Source organism: Nioella aestuarii, from assembly GCF_050896395.1.
GTDB classification, from domain to species: domain Bacteria; phylum Pseudomonadota; class Alphaproteobacteria; order Rhodobacterales; family Rhodobacteraceae; genus Nioella; species Nioella aestuarii.
In genome coordinates, this window is record NZ_JBPBBA010000006.1 from 116,277 (window position 1) to 134,871 (window position 18,595).

The 18,595-nt window shown below is 59.0% G+C and carries 15 protein-coding genes and 1 tRNA gene; 9 read left to right on the forward strand and 7 right to left on the reverse strand.

What is annotated here, in order from left to right:
• Nucleotides 1–10 precede the first annotated feature (10 nt).
• Both ACROHD_RS06245 and aroB read left to right on the forward strand, forming a co-directional pair.
• Nucleotides 11–577, forward strand: coding sequence for a shikimate kinase (locus ACROHD_RS06245; RefSeq protein WP_432676506.1), 567 nt, complete (start codon nt 11–13; stop codon nt 575–577).
• Nucleotides 574–1,692 carry a 3-dehydroquinate synthase gene (gene aroB / locus ACROHD_RS06250; protein WP_432676508.1) on the forward strand — a complete coding sequence of 373 codons (1,119 nt, stop codon included), beginning with the start codon at nt 574–576 and terminating at the stop codon, nt 1,690–1,692. The genes ACROHD_RS06245 and aroB overlap by 4 nt, the downstream gene beginning before the upstream one ends.
• An 88-nt stretch (nt 1,693–1,780) precedes the next feature.
• Here aroB and gpt read toward each other — a convergent pair whose 3' ends face one another.
• Both gpt and fabI read right to left on the reverse strand, forming a co-directional pair.
• Nucleotides 1,781–2,290 (reverse strand): xanthine phosphoribosyltransferase, encoded by a 510-nt coding sequence (gene gpt / locus ACROHD_RS06255; RefSeq protein ID WP_432676510.1) that lies wholly within the window; start codon nt 2,288–2,290, stop codon nt 1,781–1,783.
• 4 nt (nt 2,291–2,294) lie between these two features.
• Nucleotides 2,295–3,107, reverse strand: a complete 813-nt coding sequence (fabI, locus tag ACROHD_RS06260; protein WP_432676511.1) for an enoyl-ACP reductase FabI — start codon at nt 3,105–3,107, stop codon at nt 2,295–2,297.
• 145 nt (nt 3,108–3,252) lie between these two features.
• Between fabI and pdxH the strand changes: the two genes are divergently transcribed.
• From pdxH to ACROHD_RS06290, 6 genes are all read left to right on the forward strand, one after another.
• Complete coding sequence (pdxH, locus tag ACROHD_RS06265) at nt 3,253–3,858, forward strand: pyridoxamine 5'-phosphate oxidase (RefSeq protein ID WP_432676512.1); 606 nt, start codon at nt 3,253–3,255, stop codon at nt 3,856–3,858.
• Nucleotides 3,859–4,044: 186 nt separating this feature from the next.
• The gene (locus tag ACROHD_RS06270; RefSeq protein ID WP_432676513.1) at nt 4,045–4,566 is read left to right on the forward strand and encodes a cold-shock protein; all 522 of its coding nucleotides are present in this window, start codon (nt 4,045–4,047) and stop codon (nt 4,564–4,566) included.
• Between the two features lies 1 nt (nt 4,567).
• A complete protein-coding gene (locus ACROHD_RS06275; protein WP_432676515.1) occupies nt 4,568–5,032 on the forward strand; it encodes a DUF192 domain-containing protein in 465 nt (154 codons plus the stop codon).
• 45 nt (nt 5,033–5,077) lie between these two features.
• Nucleotides 5,078–5,154, forward strand: a tRNA-Pro gene (locus ACROHD_RS06280).
• 64 nt (nt 5,155–5,218) lie between these two features.
• On the forward strand, nt 5,219–6,226 hold the full coding sequence (locus tag ACROHD_RS06285) for a glycosyltransferase (RefSeq protein WP_432676517.1): 1,008 nt from the start codon (nt 5,219–5,221) through the stop codon (nt 6,224–6,226).
• A gap of 525 nt (nt 6,227–6,751) precedes the next feature.
• The gene (locus ACROHD_RS06290; RefSeq protein ID WP_432676519.1) at nt 6,752–10,456 is read left to right on the forward strand and encodes a vitamin B12-dependent ribonucleotide reductase; all 3,705 of its coding nucleotides are present in this window, start codon (nt 6,752–6,754) and stop codon (nt 10,454–10,456) included.
• Nucleotides 10,457–10,703: 247 nt separating this feature from the next.
• Here the strand turns inward: ACROHD_RS06290 and ACROHD_RS06295 are convergent, their stop codons facing one another.
• Nucleotides 10,704–11,156, reverse strand: a complete 453-nt coding sequence (locus ACROHD_RS06295; protein WP_432676521.1) for a fatty acid desaturase CarF family protein — start codon at nt 11,154–11,156, stop codon at nt 10,704–10,706.
• A 486-nt stretch (nt 11,157–11,642) separates the two neighbouring features.
• On the opposite strand from ACROHD_RS06295, the gene ACROHD_RS06300 reads away from it, so the two are divergent.
• Nucleotides 11,643–12,131 (forward strand): hypothetical protein, encoded by a 489-nt coding sequence (locus ACROHD_RS06300; RefSeq protein ID WP_432676522.1) that lies wholly within the window; start codon nt 11,643–11,645, stop codon nt 12,129–12,131.
• Nucleotides 12,132–12,192: 61 nt separating this feature from the next.
• Here ACROHD_RS06300 and ACROHD_RS06305 read toward each other — a convergent pair whose 3' ends face one another.
• The 4 genes from ACROHD_RS06305 to ACROHD_RS06320 all read right to left on the reverse strand — a co-directional run.
• Nucleotides 12,193–14,274, reverse strand: coding sequence for a dipeptide ABC transporter ATP-binding protein (locus tag ACROHD_RS06305; RefSeq protein WP_432676524.1), 2,082 nt, complete (start codon nt 14,272–14,274; stop codon nt 12,193–12,195).
• 4 nt (nt 14,275–14,278) lie between these two features.
• Nucleotides 14,279–15,796 (reverse strand): ABC transporter permease, encoded by a 1,518-nt coding sequence (locus ACROHD_RS06310; RefSeq protein WP_432676526.1) that lies wholly within the window; start codon nt 15,794–15,796, stop codon nt 14,279–14,281.
• Nucleotides 15,797–15,809: 13 nt separating this feature from the next.
• Nucleotides 15,810–16,895, reverse strand: a complete 1,086-nt coding sequence (locus ACROHD_RS06315; RefSeq protein WP_432676527.1) for an ABC transporter permease — start codon at nt 16,893–16,895, stop codon at nt 15,810–15,812.
• 142 nt (nt 16,896–17,037) lie between these two features.
• A partial coding sequence (locus ACROHD_RS06320) for an ABC transporter substrate-binding protein (RefSeq protein ID WP_432676528.1) occupies nt 17,038–18,595 on the reverse strand: 1,558 nt, incomplete at its 5' end.

Sequence of the window (18,595 nt, forward strand, 5' to 3'; positions counted from 1 at the left end):
TTTTTTGAAGATGGGCGAAACCACGCCAGATATTCAGGCGAATCTGACGCGAACCGTGGTGCTGGTTGGCATGATGGGGGCCGGGAAAACCGCGATTGGCAAGGCTTTGTCAGCCCGGCTGGCGGTGCCGTTCGAGGATTCGGATGCCGAAATCGAAGCCGCCTCAAAGCTAAGCATCGCTGAAATTTTCGACCGCTATGGCGAACCGTTCTTTCGTGACAAGGAAAGCCAGGTCATCGCACGCCTTCTCGATGGCCCGCCATGTGTGCTGTCGACCGGTGGCGGTGCATGGCTGTCGCCGGAAAACCGCGCATATATGGCTGGCCGGGCGGCCGTCGTCTGGCTGAAAGCCGATCTCGATCTGCTATGGAGCCGCGTGAAGCACAAAAGCACCCGGCCCCTGCTGCGCACGGCAAACCCGAGGGCGACACTTGCCCAACTGTTAGAAACCCGCACACCGGCTTATGAGCAGGCAGAGTTCACGGTCGAAACCAGGGCTGACTGGTCCATTGATCAGACGACAGCCGCGGTCCTGGATCGGTTGACCGAGGCCGGTATTGTGGAGATTCGGAAATGACTCTTGCCACCGTTCATGTCCCGTTGGGGGATCGCGCCTATGACGTCCGCATTGGCCCGGGCCTGCTGGCCCGATCCGGGGCAGAAATCGCGCCGCTTTTGCATCGGCCTCGTGTCTTCGTGGTCAGCGAAGAGCGCGTGGCAGGGTTGCATCTTGAGGCGCTGCGAAAAGGGCTTTCAGCCGAGGGAATCGCGATGGAATCCCTTGTGCTGCCACCCGGTGAGACCACCAAGGGATGGCCGGAATTCACCCGCACCGTTGAATGGCTGCTGGCTGAGCGTGTCGAGCGCAAAGATATCGTTGTTGCCTTCGGAGGTGGTGTGATCGGTGACTTGGCGGGCTTCGCGGCCGCTGTTCTGCGGCGTGGTGTGCGGTTCGTGCAGATCCCAACAAGCCTTTTGGCGCAGGTCGACAGCTCCGTGGGCGGCAAGACCGGGATCAACTCGGTCGCTGGAAAGAACCTGATCGGAGCATTCCACCAGCCCTCCCTTGTTCTGGCTGATATTTCAGTTCTGGGCACACTGACGGCGCGGGATTTCCTGGCAGGTTACGGCGAGGTTCAGAAATACGGACTCCTTGGCGATGCCGAATTTTTCGACTGGCTTGAGCACAATGGCCCCGCAATGGCCGCGGGCGATGACGACTTGCGGTTGGAAGCGGTGCGCCGTTCGGTGCAGATGAAGGCCGATATCGTTGAGCGGGACGAGACCGAGCAGGGCGATCGGGCTCTTCTCAACCTCGGCCATACGTTCTGTCATGCGCTTGAAGCCGCGACGGGGTATTCCGACCGGCTTCTGCATGGGGAAGGTGTGGCTATTGGCTGTGCTCTCGCCTTTGAGCTGTCCTATCGGCTTGGGCTGGTTAGCCAAGAGGAACCGTCGCGCGTGCGAGAGCATCTCGCTGCTATGGGGATGAAAAAGGACCTGACGGACATTCCAGGCAACTTGCCTGATGCAGATGCGCTTCTGAACCTGATGGGACAGGACAAGAAGGTCGTGGATGGGCAGCTGCGCTTCATCTTGGCGCGGTCCATCGGTGACGCTTTCGTAACGGCGGATGTCCCAAGGGAAGAGGTCGCCGGTCTTCTGTCCGACGCCTTGCACGGACGCCCGTAGAAAGCTTTTCTGGAAAAGCTTTCATGCGGGAAAAATATCTTCGGGAAGATTTTTGGGGCCAAGCAGGAAGAATTTTCGGGAAAATTCTTCAGTCGGTACCGCGATAGGGTTCGACATATTGCAATGCCATATCCCAGGGGAAGAAGATCCAAGTGTCCTGGCTGACCCCGGTAATGAAAGTGTCGACCATCGGTTCCCCTTTGGGTTTCGCATAGACCGTTGCGAAATGCGCCTTGGGATACATCGCGCGGACCACTTCAAGGGTTTTCCCGCTATCGACCAGATCATCGATCACCAGAACACCTTCACCGTCCCCCATCAACGCTTCGTCAGGTTTGCTCAGCACAAGCGGTTCAGACTGCGTCTGGTGGTTGTAGGATTTGATCGAGATTGTATCGACAGTGCGAATGTCCAGCTCTCTTGCGATGATCATCGCGGGCGCCATGCCCCCGCGCGTGATCGCTACCACGGCGCGCCAAGAACCGTCTTCACCGGGGCCGCGCTTGTCGAGCCGCCAGGCAAGGGCGCGGGAATCGCGGTGGATCTGATCCCAGCTGATGTGGAAGCCCTTTTCGTGGGGCAGCTGCGCTCCGGTCATGGTCTCAGCCCTCTTTCTTGTCCAGCGTCATGTCGGGGGCGTCGATCGCCTTCATCCCGACGACGTGATAGCCAGCGTCCACATGCAGGTTCTCGCCGGTTGTGCCTGATCCCAGATCGGACAACAGGTAGAGCGCGGCCTTGCCGACCTCTTCCTGGGTCACATTGCGACGCAGAGGCGAATTCAGCTCGTTCCATTTCATGATGTAGCGGAAATCGCCGATTCCCGAGGCCGCCAGCGTCTTGATCGGACCCGCGGAAATCGCGTTGCAGCGGATGCCGTCCTTGCCCAGGTCCTCGGCGATATACTTGACCGACGCCTCTAGCGCGGCCTTGGCCACGCCCATCACATTGTAATGTGGCATGACCTGTTCAGCGCCGTAATAGGTCAGCGTCAGCAGCGAGCCCCCGTCGGGCATGATTGCGGCCGCGCGTTTACAGACTGCCGTGAAGGAATAGACCGAGATATTCATGGTCATCCCGAAATTTCCGGCGCTTGTATCGACATAGCGCCCACGCAGTTCGTTCTTGTCAGAGAATCCGATGGCGTGAACCACGAAATCAAGCTTGCCCCATTTGGCCTCTAGCGCTGCGAAAAGTGCGTCCATCGACGCCTCATCCGTAACATCGCATTCCAGCATCGTGTCGCAGCCGATCTGGGCCGCCAGCGGTGTCACCCGCTTCAGCAACTGTTCCCCTTGATAGGAAAAAGCAAGCTCGGCGCCCTGGTCGGCGCAGGCCTTTGCGATGCCCCACGCGATGGATTTGTCATTGGCGAGTCCCATAATGAGACCCCGCTTGCCCGTCATCAAACCCATGTCGGTCCCCCTTTGGCGGCTCTTTGCGAGTATCGGCAACCCTTTAGGGCATTGGCGCGCCTGCATCAAGACAGCAGGCGCAGCGGCTTGCGATGGCATCGGGCCAAGAGTAGCGTTGCGCCTACCCAGACAGGCGGAGATAGACATGAGCGACAGAAGCGGACTTTTTGCAGGGGACGATCCTTTTGCCATAGCGCGGGCCTGGTTGTCAGAGGCCGAACAGACCGAAGTGAACGATCCCAATGCCATTGCCTTGTCGACCGTTGATGCAAATGGCTTGCCGAATGCGCGCATGGTCCTGCTGAAAGAGATCGAGGCAGGGGCGTTCGTGTTCTACACCAACTACGGATCGGTCAAGGCCCAGGAGATTGACCAGGCGGGTAAGGCGGCCTTCGTGATGCATTGGAAAACCCTGCGTCGACAGATTCGGGTGCGCGGGTTGGTCAGCAAGGAAGACGGACCACTTGCAGATGCCTATTTCAAGTCGCGATCTCTCAAAAGCCGCCTTGGGGCTTGGGCTTCGGATCAATCAAAACCCCTGTCCTCGCGTGGTGCGTTGATGGCTGAGGTTGCGAAAGTCACAGCGCAGCACGGCCCCAACCCGGACCGTCCGCCGTTCTGGGGAGGCTACAGAATTACCCCGCTGGAGATCGAGTTCTGGGCCGATGGGGCGTTTCGTTTGCATGACCGGTTTCGCTGGCAGCGCGGTGACATCGCATCGGACTGGAAAATCTCGCGTCTGAACCCCTGAGGCGCCATTGTGAGCTGAGCGATTTTGCCGTTAACAAAGGTTAACAGAATCTGTTGATAAAAAAGGTGCCATTATATAAAGCATATGATAAACAAGCATTTATTATGCTTGCGCCGGGCCGGACTAACAGTCAGTTTAGTTTACGGGGACAATAAGTGATACTGCGAAAGCAGAGGTTGGGGCGTCATGACAGATGAGGGGCGGCAAGCAGAGCTTGTTGTGGCCGGTACGGTCAAATGGTTTGACAACGCGAAGGGATTTGGCTTCATCATTTCGGATGAAGGCGGGCCCGATATCTTGCTGCACGCGAATGTGTTGCGCAATTTCGGCCAGGGATCGGTTGCCGATCATTCCCGGATTTCGGTGGTCGTCCAGAAGACCGAGCGCGGCATTCAGGCTCAGGAAATTCTGTCCATCGATCCGCCTGATCTCGAGGACGCACCGGACTCAACCGGATTGATGATCGAGATCCCGGAAGGCACACCGTTTGTTCCGGCCCGCGTCAAATGGTTCGACAAGGCAAAAGGCTTTGGCTTTGCCAATGTCTTCGGGCATCCTGCCGATGTGTTTGTGCATGTCGAAGTGCTGCGCCGCTTTGGACTGGCGGATCTACAGCCTGGTGAGGCGGTGGTGTTGCGGGTGGTTGAAGGTCCGCGTGGCCAGATGGCCGGCGAAGTGCGCCCGTGGGATTACGTTCAGGAGGATTGAGATGCGTGTTTTGCATCTGGCGATTGCGGCAAGTTTTTTAGCGGGGGCCGCAGCGGCGGAATGCGGTGAGGGGCGTCTTGAGCTTCGGGGCGATTGGGGAACTGCCCGCTTTCGCGTAGAAATCGCCGACACGCCCCAGGAACGGGCAGTGGGCCTGATGCATCGTGAACACATGGCCTCTTCCGCCGGTATGCTATTTATCTATGAACACCCGCAGCGGGTCAGCTTCTGGATGGAGAACACCCTTATCCCTCTCGACATGGTTTTTATGGACGCATCTGGAACCGTGCAGCGTATCCACCAAAACGCCGTCCCTTTGGACCGCACACCGATTCCCGGCGGCAATGATATCCAGTACGTTCTGGAGGTGAACGGGGGCATGACAGATACGCTCGGGATCACGATCGGCTCGGAAATGCGTCATCCGGGCGTCAATCAGGACATTGCAGTCTGGCCATGTGAATAATCGGGCTTCCATCCCCGCGCGCGGCGCGGTAGAGGAAGCGCCAGTCGGGGTGTAGCGCAGCCTGGTAGCGCGTCTGTTTTGGGTACAGAAGGCCGTGAGTTCGAATCTCGCCTCCCCGACCACTTCTCTTCTCATGCTTCTCCAGATCTCTTGCGCCCGTTGGTTCGGGCGGGCAGGTATATGGGGATGACCAGTGGCCAGACGAGCGGTGCGATGCAGAAGAACCATGGAAGCGGACGGACCGGCGACACAACCGGGCGCATCACGATTCTCATGGGGCTGTATGACGGTGCAGTGCATCTGAAAGAGCAACTGGACAGTTTTGAGGACCAGACGGTTTCGGACTGGGATCTGATCGTCAGTGATGACGGATCTCAGGACAGCGGACCCCGGATGGTCGAACGGTTTGCACAGGCACAGCGACACAAGGGGCGCTCGGTCACTTTGATAGCAGGGCAGGGCAGGGGGTTTTCGGCGAACTTCCTTTCGATGTTGGCCAATCTTCCCCAAGGAACGCAATGGGCGGCCTTATCGGATCAGGACGATGTCTGGCTTCCCCACCGTTTGGAACTGGGGCAACGGATGCTCTCAGGTATTCCCGAAGATCGCCCGGCGCTATTTGGCAGCGCCACCTGGATCGTCGAAGAAGACCTGAGCAGCCGAGTCCCGTCGCCGCGTTTCAAGCGCCCGCCGGGTTTTCGCAACGCGCTTGTGCAAAGCATTGCGGGGGGCAACACGATGCTGCTCAATCGGGCGGGTGTTGATCTGGCCCGCGCCGCAGCGGCAAAGGTGTTGGAGGCAGATACGGTTCCCGTTACGCATGACTGGTGGCTCTATCAGATCATCAGCGGGGCAGGCGGGGAGGTTGTGCGCAGCGAGGAGCCGACGCTGCTCTATCGTCAGCATGGCGGCAATCTGCACGGCAGCAATCGCGGTGTTCGGGCGTCCTTGTACCGCCTGAAGCAGGTCTTCAACGGGGAGTTGGCGCGCTGGACGGCGCGCAACAGCCGCGCGCTTCGGACATGTTGTGATTGGTTGAGCCCGGAAAACCAAGCGTTGCAGGAGCAGTTTGCATCCCTTCGGTCACTACATATGGTGTCCCGAATTCGGTCTTTCCGGCAGATGGGCCTCTATCGACAGGGCCGGGTTGGGCAGGCGGTGCTTTGGCTTGCGGCAGCGCTTGGCCGCTTGTGAGGTCGTGATGATGGGAATCACCAGATCCTGTGGCTGCCCCGCAACCCCAATGGACGAGAATCACCTACAGGCCCCAGATGTTGATTTCATGGAAATGCTGTCTCAAGAATTAGTATTTCCCAACAGGGATTGAAGCACTGCATCACCGGTCTGGCCTAACTTGCACAGCTTTCAGCAGAAAACCTGTCTAAAGGTCCAACAGTGAATCAAACGGGTCACTGCAGGCTCTGTGGATACCCTTTATTGCAAGCCAAATTTGTCACAAAACGGTAAAAAAACTCGTTGACGCGCTATGTGCAGATACGTCAGTTTGTATCTGTCGAGCAGTTAAGCACTAAATATAGTGGCTGCGAGCGTAAGGGGCAGATGGTTTTCACATCCAAGACGACACGGCCTGACGGTCGTATCCGGGTTAGTTGGAGCCCCGGTGTGACGGTTTGCTGCCCGACATGATGAAGGGAACATGGCGGCAAGAGCGGGGACACGCTGGCACGCTGCTCACGGATAGGGACCAAGAGGCAGACCATGAAAATCGAACGCCGTTTCACCAAAGCGGACCAGGACACGTATGCTGACCTGGAATTCAGCCTGACCACCTCGGAAATTCGCAACCCCGATGGCACAACCGTCTTCAAACTCGACGAGGTAGAAGTTCCCGTCGGCTGGAGCCAGGTTGCCTCGGATGTTCTGGCGCAAAAGTATTTTCGTAAGGCCGGTGTTGCGGCGATCCTGAAGCCGGTGAAGGAAAAGGGTGTTCCGTCCTTCCTCTGGCGCCATGCCCCCGATGAGGTCGCACTGGCCGATCTGCCGGAAGAGCAACGTTTCGGCGGTGAAACCTCGGCCAAGCAGGTGTTCCGCCGTCTGGCAGGCGCATGGTGCTACTGGGGCTGGAAAGGCGGCTACTTCACCACCGAGGAAGATGCCCGCGCCTATTTTGACGAAATGCAGCTGATGCTGGCGCGTCAGATGGCTGCCCCCAACAGCCCGCAATGGTTTAACACCGGCCTGCACTGGGCCTATGGCATCGACGGACCCGCGCAGGGCCACCACTATGTCGGCCACAAGACCGGCAAGCTGACCAAATCCACCTCGTCCTATGAACATCCGCAGCCCCATGCCTGCTTCATCCAGTCGGTCAGCGATGACCTGGTGAACGAAGGCGGCATTATGGATCTGTGGGTGCGTGAAGCGCGCCTGTTCAAGTACGGCTCTGGCACTGGCACCAACTTCTCATCCCTGCGCGCCGAGGGCGAAGCCCTGTCTGGCGGCGGCAAGTCCTCTGGCCTGATGGGCTTCCTCAAGATTGGCGACCGGGCAGCAGGCGCGATCAAATCCGGCGGTACAACGCGCCGCGCGGCAAAGATGGTGATTGTCGATGCGGACCACCCCGATATCGAGGAATTCATCAACTGGAAGGTGCTGGAGGAACAGAAGGTCGCCTCTATCGTCGCCGGCTCCAAGATGCATGAGCGCGAGCTGAACAGCATCTTCGCTGCCATCGCGGCCTGGGATGGAAAGCTGGAAGACGCGGTTGATCCGTCCAAAAACGAGACCCTGAAAGCCGCGATCCGCAGCGCGAAAAAATGCGCGATCCCCGAGACTTACATCAAGCGGGTGCTGGACTACGCGAAGCAGGGTCACACCAGCATCGAGTTCCCGACCTATGACACCGATTGGGACAGCGAAGCCTATAACTCGGTTTCCGGCCAGAACTCCAACAACTCCATCCGTGTCACCGATGCCTTCCTGAAGGCAGTCGAAGAAGATGGTGATTGGGATCTGATCAACCGGACGAACGGCAAGGTTTCCAAGACCGTCAAAGCGCGCGAGCTGTGGGACACCATCGGCCACGCGGCATGGGCCTGTGCCGATCCGGGCATCCAGTTCCATGACACTGTGAATTCCTGGCACACCTGCCCGGAAGACGGTGCGATCCGTGGCTCGAACCCGTGCTCGGAATACATGTTCCTTGACGACACGGCCTGCAACCTCGCCTCGATGAACCTGTTGACCTTCTACACGGACGGCAAGTTCGACGCAGAAACCTACATGCACGCCACCCGTCTGTGGACGCTGACGCTGGAAATCTCGGTGATGATGGCGCAATTCCCGTCCAAAGAGATTGCGCAACTGTCCTACGACTTCCGCACCCTCGGTCTTGGCTACGCCAATATCGGCGGTCTGCTGATGAACATGGGCTATGGCTACGACTCGGACGAGGGCCGGGCCATGGGCGGTGCGCTGACCGCGATCATGACCGGCGTGGCCTATGCGACCTCGGCTGAGATTGCCAGCGAGCTGGGGCCCTTCTCGGGCTTTGAGCGCAACCGCGGGCACATGCTGCGTGTGATCCGCAATCACCGTCGCGCGGCCCAGGGTGCGACTGACGGATATGAGGGGCTGGCGGTCAAGCCGGTGCCGTTGGATCACGCCAGCTGTCCCGACCAGACGCTGATTGCGCTTTCGGAACAGGCATGGGACGAGGCGCTGGCGCTTGGTGAAAAGCACGGCTACCGCAACGCGCAGGTGTCGGTCATCGCCCCGACAGGCACTATCGGTCTGGTGATGGATTGCGACACGACAGGGATCGAGCCCGATTTCGCCCTGGTGAAGTTCAAGAAGCTGGCCGGTGGTGGCTACTTCAAGATCATCAACCAGTCCGTTCCTGCAGCGCTCGAAAAGCTCGGCTATACCACTGCACAGATCGAGGAAATCACCTCGCACGCGGTCGGTCACGGTACCCTTGGCAACGCGCCGATGATCAACCACACCGCGCTGCGCGGTCATGGCTTCGGTGATGCCGAGATCGAAAAAGTGGAGGCGGCGCTGCCGTCGGCCTTCGACATCCGCTTTGTCTTCAACCAGTGGACCCTGGGCGAGGAGTTCTGCACCAAGGTTCTGGGTATCCCGGCGGCGAAGCTGAACGATCCCACCTTCGACATGCTGCGTCATTTCGGCTTTGCCCGGAAGGATATCGAGGCTGCAAACGACCATGTCTGCGGGACAATGACGCTGGAGGGTGCGCCGCATCTGAAGGAAGAGCATTACCACATCTTCGACTGCGCCAATCCCTGCGGCAAGAAGGGCAAGCGCTTCCTGTCCGTCAACAGCCACATCACCATGATGGCGGCGGCGCAAAGCTTCATCTCCGGCGCGATCTCCAAGACGATCAACATGCCCAATGACGCGACCATCGAGGATTGTCAGAAGGCCTATGAACTGTCCTGGTCGCTTGGCGTGAAGGCCAATGCGCTTTATCGCGATGGCTCCAAGCTCAGCCAGCCGCTGGCTGCTGCCCTTGTCGAAGATGATGACGAGGCCGCAGAAGTTCTCGAAACCGGCACGCCCGCCGAAAAGGCGCAGGTGCTGGCCGAAAAGATCATCGAGAAGGTGGTGGTCAAGGAAATCATCCGCAGCCACCGCGAGAAGATGCCGGAACGCCGCAAGGGCTATACCCAAAAGGCGGTTGTGGGGGGCCACAAGGTCTATCTGCGAACCGGTGAATATGCCGATGGCTCGCTCGGTGAGATCTTCATCGACATGCACAAGGAAGGCGCTGGCTTCCGCGCGATGATGAACAACTTCGCCATCGCCGTGTCCGTGGGCCTGCAATACGGTGTGCCGCTGGAGGAGTTTGTCGACGCCTTCACCTTCACCAAGTTTGAACCGGCGGGGATGGTGCAGGGCAATGACTCGATCAAGAACGCCACCTCGATCCTCGACTACATCTTCCGTGAACTGGCCGTGTCCTATCTGGACCGCACGGACCTCGCGCATGTGAAGCCGGAAGGCGCGTCCTTCGACAGCCTCGGCCGGGGTCAGGAAGAAGGTGTGCGCAACTTCGAGGAAGTGCCGGACAGCCAGGGCTCTTCGCCGATCGACGTTCTGAAGCAGATCAGCTCCTCCGGCTACCTGCGCAAGCGGGTTCCACAGGAACTGGTGGTGCTGCAAGGCGGCGCCGGGGCGATCACCGCGCTGAACGCGGGCACGGGCGATCCGGTGGCGACGCTGGAGGCCTTGGTGCCGGAAGTCGCCCGGAACACGGTTGCCGTCAGCAGCACGACGACCACTGCCGTGGCCTCTGGCACCGTGGGCATGGATGCCCGCACCAAGGCCAAGATGCAGGGCTACGAGGGCGATCCCTGCGGCGATTGCGGCAACTACACGCTGGTGCGCAACGGCACCTGCATGAAGTGCAACACCTGTGGGGCGACCTCGGGTTGTAGTTAAGCGCGGCGGAAGGCCCTTCGAAGGGCCTTCCTGAAAACTCTTCGAAGAGTTTTCCGGCGCGCAAACGATCGGGACTTGCGCCAATTGCCCCGGCGCGGGTTCTGAAACACGGGGCGGGTGCGCTCGCCCCTGACGCGGTTCAGGCCGCAGGCAGAAAACTCCGGGCGGTATAAATAGTGAGCCTGAACAGCGAGACTACAGGGGCCTTCGGGCCCCCTTTTTTCTTGGTTCAGATGACCCTCTCGGACTAGCCCCGCCTGCGATCCGGATACCAGGGCATGGCCATCAGATCCGGCCGCCTGGGGGCACCGAAAATGGGGGCGAAAATACGCTCCATTCCCCGCCAGAACCCCAACCGATCCAGAACTGGATTGAGCCAGGGTGTCAGAATGCAATAGTGGCTTGTATGCTGGTCGGTGTGATGCACCCAATGATGACGTGCGTCTTGTATCACCCTGTATTTCTGAAGGAATTTCACAAATCGGGGGAGGCGGACAGAGGGGCAGTGCTGAAACCTGTGCACTTGTTGTGTCCAGACGCCAAAGAAAAAGAAGACCACAAGCTGCCAGCTAAACCCGAGAAACAGCCAAATGATGAAGGCGAATAGTGCAGCGCCAACAACGTTCGCTATGTTATTGATATACCATGGAATTGTGATCATGTAATTGGGCTTGTCATGGTGAACCATGTTTGGCTTCACGAAGAGCGGCCCCTAAACCGGCGTTGTTTCCCGCCCGAGTGTATCTTCGGCCCAATGGAAGAGACCTCCGAGGAGATCGGCCAGGAGGTAGAGAAGAAGAATTTGAACAACGACACTCGTGACTGACAGCATTTCGCTGACGATCAAAGCGTGCCCCCCAGTCTCTAGAGGTCCTGAATTTGGAAGAAGACAGAGGCTTCTTGCAGGTCGTTCAAGGATAAAGAAACGTGTTGGACCGGACCTTGATCGAGGTCATTGTATCTGAACATTGTTGACGCAATCACTCAATCAGTGTCGCACCTAATATGCTGTGGACCGGAGGGGAGCGCGCCCTCTGCGATGATCAGGAGCTTGTGACAAACATAGATATTTCAAACTACTAGGCATCGTCAAAGATTTGACGAGATTTGCAGGTAATCTTCCCGCCACTCAGTCAAATCGGCGCCCGTCGCTTTTTGCACAGGTCACGACAGAATGCAGACGCTAATGACCCATTTCGCCGCGTTTTTCCGCGATGACAGCGGTGCCGCCACGACCGATTGGGTCGTGATCACGGGAATGCTCGTCGGGCTGGCGATTGCAACTGCGACAATGGTTTACGAGGGATCTGGGAACACGACGCTGCAGTTGAGCGGCCTGTTGGACGCGACCGAACCGGTCAGCTTTCAGGACGACATCGCAGAAACCGCGCAGTTTTTCTATGAGATCGGCATAGCCGCCTATCCAGACAATCGCGATTCCGCTTGGCGTGCTGCACGCGACGCGGTGCATGAAGCGGCACCCTCAGGGTACGAATATGACCCTGGCTACACCACGACCCGCTTTGTCGACACTGTCAGCGGCTATCCGATCTACGTATCATATGACGGGCAGACCTACGCAATTGGGGAAGAACGGGTTGCAACCGCTGACTATGATACGGGCAACCGCATCAGTTTCCGCAATGCGTTCAATGCCTATTTCTCGGACCTCTGAGATATGAAAATGGCCCCAGGATCGGGGCCATTTCAATTATCTTTCAACGCATCAGAGGGCGCTATTCCGCAGCAATCTTGATGACCGGCCGCATCCGCGCAAGGATATCATCCGCAAGGTGACACTTGATCTGGTGTCCATCCGCCAGTTTCTTCATCGGCGGCACTTCCTGTTCGCACAGCCCGCCCGGAACATCCTTCTTCCAGCGGCAGCGCGTCTGGAACGGGCAGCCCGAGGGCGGATTCATAGCGGACGGAATGTCGCCTTCCAGAACGATGTGTTCCTTCTCTACCGAGGTATCAGCGATTGGAACCGCAGACAGAAGCGCCTCTGTATAAGGGTGATATGGCGGGCTGAAGACCTGATCGGTCGAGCCGATTTCCACCACATGTCCCAGATACATCACCATCACCCTGTCAGACAGGTAGCGCACGATGGACAGATCGTGGCTGATGAACAGCAGCGTCGTCTTCTGAACGCGCTGAATCTCCATCAGCAGATCGGTCACAGCCGCCTGAACCGACACATCGAGCGCCGAGACGGGTTCATCCGCCACCACGATCTGTGCGTCGCCCGCAAAGGCACGGGCAATGCCAACCCGCTGTTTCTGGCCGCCGGACAACTGCCGCGGCATCCGGTCCGCAAAGGCGCGGGGCAGTTTCACAAGGTCCAGCAGTTCCAGCATCCGCTGGCGCCGCTCCGCCTCGTTCTTGCCGATCTTGAAGATCTCCAGCGCCCGGATGATCTGCCGTCCCACGGTCATAGAGGGGTTCAGGGTATCAAACGGGTTTTGGAACACCATCTGAATGGACGACACTGTCTTTGTGTCACGTTCCTCGATCGGAACCGCCTCGATGCCCTTGTTATCTAGGATCACATGGCCATCTGTGGCGGTTTCCAGCCCCATCAGCACCTTGGCGAGCGTGGACTTGCCGCAGCCGGATTCACCCACAATAGCGAGGGTCTCAGACTCGCGGGCCTCGAAACTGAGTGTCTCGTTGGCCTTGACCACCTTCTTTTCGCCATGGCTGAACAGGGCACTTGCCGCAACCTCATAGTATTTCTTGAGGTTCTCGACCTTTAGCACGACTTCGCCGATTTCGGCCTTTTCGGTCTTTACCGCAGCCGCAATCGGTGCGTCCCAGTCGATATCCCGGAACTTCACGCAGCGTGAATCGTGCCGGTCGTCGCCCGCAATAGCATCCATTCGAATGTCGCCAACATCGCAGCGGCCACTTTCGAAATAGTCACAGCGCGGGCCGAAGTTACAGCCATTGGGCCGTTCATGGGGCAGGGGGAAGTTGCCCGGAATGGCCACCAGCGGGCGGCTGTTCTTATCGGCCCCCGGCAGCGGGATCGAGCGGAACAGCGCCTGCGTGTAGGGGTGGCGCATCTTATCGAAAACATCCTCGATAGACCCGGTTTCCACCGCCTCGCCCGAATACATCACGCAAAGCCGGTCGCAGGTTTCCAGCACCAGGCCAAGGTTGTGCGAGATAAACAGCATCGAAGTGCCGTATTTCTTGCCCAGTTCCTTCACGATCTCGACCACTGCGGCCTCCACCGTCACGTCAAGCGCCGTGGTGGGCTCATCGAGGATCAGAAGCGAAGGGTTTGCCATCAGCGCCAGCGCGATCACGATCCGCTGTTGCTGCCCGCCCGAGAGCTGGTGCGGATAGGCGTCCAGCATCCGCTCCGGGTCTGGCAGCCGCACATCAGTGACCACTTCCAGGGCGCGCTTATAAGCCTCTTCGGCCGACACGCCCTCGTGGATCATCGGCACTTCCATCAGCTGCTTGCCGATTTTCATCGCCGGGTTCAGCGAGGCCATCGGTTCCTGATAGATCATCGCGATTTCCTTGCCGCGGATCTTGGCAAGTTCCTGCATCGACATCTCGTTCAGGTTCTTTCCCTTGAACTTGATCGAGCCACCAACGATGCGCCCGTTCACGCCAAGGTCCTGCATGACCCCAAGCGCCACGGTGGATTTCCCGCAGCCGGATTCACCGACGAGACCCATGGCCTCGCCCGGCATCACCGTGCATGAGAAATCCATCACCGCCGGGATCTCGCGCAGGCGCGTGAAGAAGCTGATGGAGAGGTTTTCGATTTCCAGGATCGGTCCGTCATACGTCTCTGTCATGGGATCAGTCCTTCAGGCTTTCTTCACGCAGGCCGTCGGCCAGCAGGTTAAGGCCAAGCACCAGCGTCATAAGGGCCAATGCAGGGGGCAGGGGCGGGTGCGGGTAAAGCCGCAGAAGGGCCCGGCCCTCGTTGATCGTCGAGCCCCAGTTTGCACTTTCGGGGTCAACGCCAAGGCCGAAGAAGCCCAAGGTGCCCAGAAGGATCGTGGTGTAGCCGATGCGCAGACAGAAATCGACAATCAGCGGACCCCTCGCATTGGGCAGGATTTCCCAAAGCATGATGTACCACGGGCCTTCGCCTCGGGTCTGGGCCGCAGCCACATAGTCGCGGGTCTTGATGTCCAGCACGAGCCCGCGAACGATACGGAACACCGTGGGGCTGTTCACGAAGACCACCGATACGAAAACGATCAGCAGGTTGCCGTCGATCGGAATGCCGATCAGGGGTTCATAAGATCCTTGCGTCGTAGCCATCCATTCCGACACCGGGTTGCCCTGGTTGAGATAGCCGATGAATGACGTGGTCAGCCAGACAAACGGATCGAAGCGGAAAACCGTGCCAAGATAAAGCAGCAACAGCACAAGCGTGATTGGCACCGCGACCCATTTGATGATGCTCGGCTGCGCACGGTAACGCGAATAGAGCAGCACCCAGATGAACCCCACCGGCAAGATGAACAGCACCGCCGCCATATAGACCGGAACGCCTGCCTCAACGATTTCGGGTGTCACAAGAAGGTAGAACAGAAGGATCACCGGGAAGGCGAGCACAAGGTTCGCAACAAAGGTGATCACCGTGTCGAACCGACCGCCCATATAGCCTGCGGGCAGGCCAAGCGTGATCCCGACCATAAAGGCAAACAGCGTTGCGGCCGGTGCGATTGTCAGAACCTCGCGGGCCCCGAAAATCATCCGGCTGAATACGTCGCGCCCCAGGTTGTCACCGCCCAGAAGGTAGTAGGCAAACAAATCCTCGCTGCCGCCCGATACCGCTGATCCCGGAACAGCGTTGCGCATGGAGGCAACCTGATCAATCGCACCATGGGTGGCGATCATCGGGGCAAAGACAGCGGTGAACAGCCAAAACATCGCCAGACCAAAGCCGATCATCCCCACGAGGTTGTCAAACAGCTTGCCGTAAAGCCCGAGCCGCCGCTTGAAGCGGATCGACAGGATGAAGGTGATGATCAGTGCAATCCAGACGGGTAGGAAACGCGCACCAAGCCCGCCGACGATGCCGCGCGCTTCGTGACTGGGTTGCAGAATGCCACCGACGATATGGACCACGATGGCGCCCAGAAACATGAAAACCGCGTATTTCATGACCAGCAGCGCATAGTCTACGGGCCCATATTGATAGCTGATCGTATGGTCGGGGTTCACGATCGGGTCGGCTTGCCGCATACCAATCAGGGTCATGGCCATATTGGCCAGGAATGCCGCAATGAACGCATAGACCGTCCAAAGCATCAGGGGGTTCAGGTAGGTCCCGAGGGTCCCGGTCCAGGTAAGCTGTTCCATTGCTCGGTCCTCCTTATGAAATGCGGATACGTGGGTTCAGGTAGACATAGCCGATATCGGAAATCAGCTGTGTCAGCAGAACCACGAAGACGGCCACGACCGAGCAGGTCAGCAGCATTTCGATGTCGTTGTTCCCCGCCGCCTCAACCAACGTCCAGCCGAAGCCGTTGTAGTTGAAAAGCGTCTCCACGATCACAACGCCGGTCAGCAGCCAAGGGATTTGCAGCATGATAACGGTGAAGGGGGCAATGAGCGCGTTGCGTAGTGCGTGCTTCAGAACGATGTTGCGGAAGCTGACACCCTTGAGGCGCGCGGTGCGGATGTACTGCGCGGTCATGACTTCCGCCATCGAAGCGCGGGTCATGCGGGCGATATAGCCCATGCCGTAAAGGGCGATTGTGATCACCGGCAGGGTGAAGTTCCAGAAGGTGATGTCATTCATCGCCGACCGGGCCGAACCCAGGAACAGCGTTCGCCCGTCGATCCATCCGTTCGCCGCCAACCACGGCGACAGGCCCGAGGTAGAGGACGCGAGAAGGATGATGAAAATCACACCGGACACGTATTCAGGTGTTGCGGTCGATGCGATTGAGAACGTCGAGAGGCTTCGATCGAGACGGCTGCCCTCGCGCATACCCGCAAGAATCCCGACGATCAGGGCCGCCGGCACCATCACCGAAAAGGCCAGCAGCATCAGCCAACCTGTCAGCGCCAGTCGGCCGCCCACCACGTTGGAAACCTCATCGGCGGAGACAGTGGAATACCCAAGATCACCCTGGAAGACGCCGCAGAACGTGGGCGATTCAGCGATTGTCCCACCGGGCTCGACACATCGGCCGGTTTCGGTGCCATCAGGCGCAATGCGCGTCCAGCCAGGCGCAACGCCAAGCCATTCGCCATAGCGCACCAGCAACGGGCGGCTATAGCCGCGATTGTCGAGCCACTGCACAACTTCGGCGTCCGACATGCGGGCATTGCCTTGCGTCTTGGCAAGCTTCTCGAGGTTTGGGCCGAGATTGGTGAGGAAGAAGACCACGAATGTGAGGCAAAGCGCGGTCAGGATCATGACGCCGAGCCGGCGAAGAATGAAGAGTCCCATGGGTTTCCCTGTCGCTAGTGCCGCCTGAGGCGGATTGGCCGGTTTCTTGGTGAACCGTTGGAACCGGGAATAGCCTTGCAGACCATCCCCGTATCAGCAGGCAAAAAGGGCGGCGATTTACATCGCCGCCCCAAAGATCACATCACGCCCAACCGACGTGGTGGATGTTGATCTCGAACTTGGGATGCATGTTCGCATTCACCAGGCCCGGAACGTTGCTGCGATAGAGCGAGCGCCAGTAGGACTGGTTGATCACCGCGTCGTCCTGCATGATCTGCTCGATCTGGGCCATGATCTCGCGGCGCGCGTCGGCGTCCGGGATACCGCTGGCTTGGGTCAGCAGGTCATCGAAGGTCGGGTTCGAATAGGCGGTCTCGTTCCACGGCACACCCGAGCGATAGGCCAGGTTCAGCACCATGACACCCAGTTCGCGATGGTTCCAGGTGGTGGAGCTGAACGGATAGCTTGCCCAGTCGTTCCAGAAGGTCGAGCCCGGGATCACGCGGCGATCGACGTTGAAGCCTGCGTCACGCAGCTGTGCGGCGAGCGCGTCGGTCGAGTCGCGCTCAAAGCCCGAGTCGAGCGACACGATTTCGAACACGTGGTCCGCGTGGCCAGATTCCTGCAACAGAGCATAAGCCGCGTCCTTGTCCACGGTCCGTGCGGGCAGTTCCGCATATTCCGGGTGGATCGGGCAGACATGGTGGTTTTCGGCAAGCGTTCCGCGACCGGCGTATCCCAGTTCGAGAACCACGGACGGATCGACAGCCATGTTCACAGCCTGACGCACCATGACGTTGTCATAGGGTGCGTTGGTCTGGTTCATGCGGATGACCAGCGTTGCCGCGGTGGTGGCTTCCGTGGTCTCCCAGCCGATGGCCTCGAAGATGTCGATGAAGTCGCCGGTGGTCTCGTAGGTCATGTCGAATTCTTCGGCTTCCGCACCCGACAGCCATGCTGCGGGATCGGTGCCGAGATCGACGAACTCGACGCGGTCGAGATAGGCGTTGCCCCAATAGGTATGGTTGGGGTTCTTCACCCAGACTGCACCCACGCCCACTTCGTGGCTTTCCAGCATGTAAGCACCGGTGCCCACGCCGTGAACCAGCGGGTCCTGGCCGATCAGATCGCGGTGCTGCACGGCAGAGGGGTAGTCCGCCACGCCGGCGATGATCGAAATGTCGCCCGCTGGCAGGTTGATTTGCACCGTGTGGCTGTCAACGACGACAATGCCGCCCTCGCGTGCCATGCCGGTATCCGGGTTAACCAGGCCGCCCATGCGGGACGCCATAGAGTTGCCTTCGACCGAGCTGTCGCACCAGCCGGTGAAGTTTGCGGCAACGTCTTCGGCGGTGAACGCGTCACCATTGTTCCAGGTCACGCCCTGACGCACATGCAGGGTGTACTGGGTGGCGTCTTCGTTGGCTTCCCAGCTTTCCAGCAGGCGGCCGGTGAAAGACCCGTCGCGGTTGTATTCCACGAGGTATTCCACGAGGCCACGGGACATGTTGCCAAGTTCCGACCAGTCATAGGACCGAGGGTCTTTGCCAGGACGCACGGTCTGCTGGATGCGCAGCGTGCCGCCCATGGAAGGGGTTGCCATATGGCCGTCAGCCTGTGCAGGCGACAGGCCGATCATGGAATAAGCGGCGACGGTTCCGACACCAAGCGCTGAGGCACGGGTCAAGAATTCGCGACGG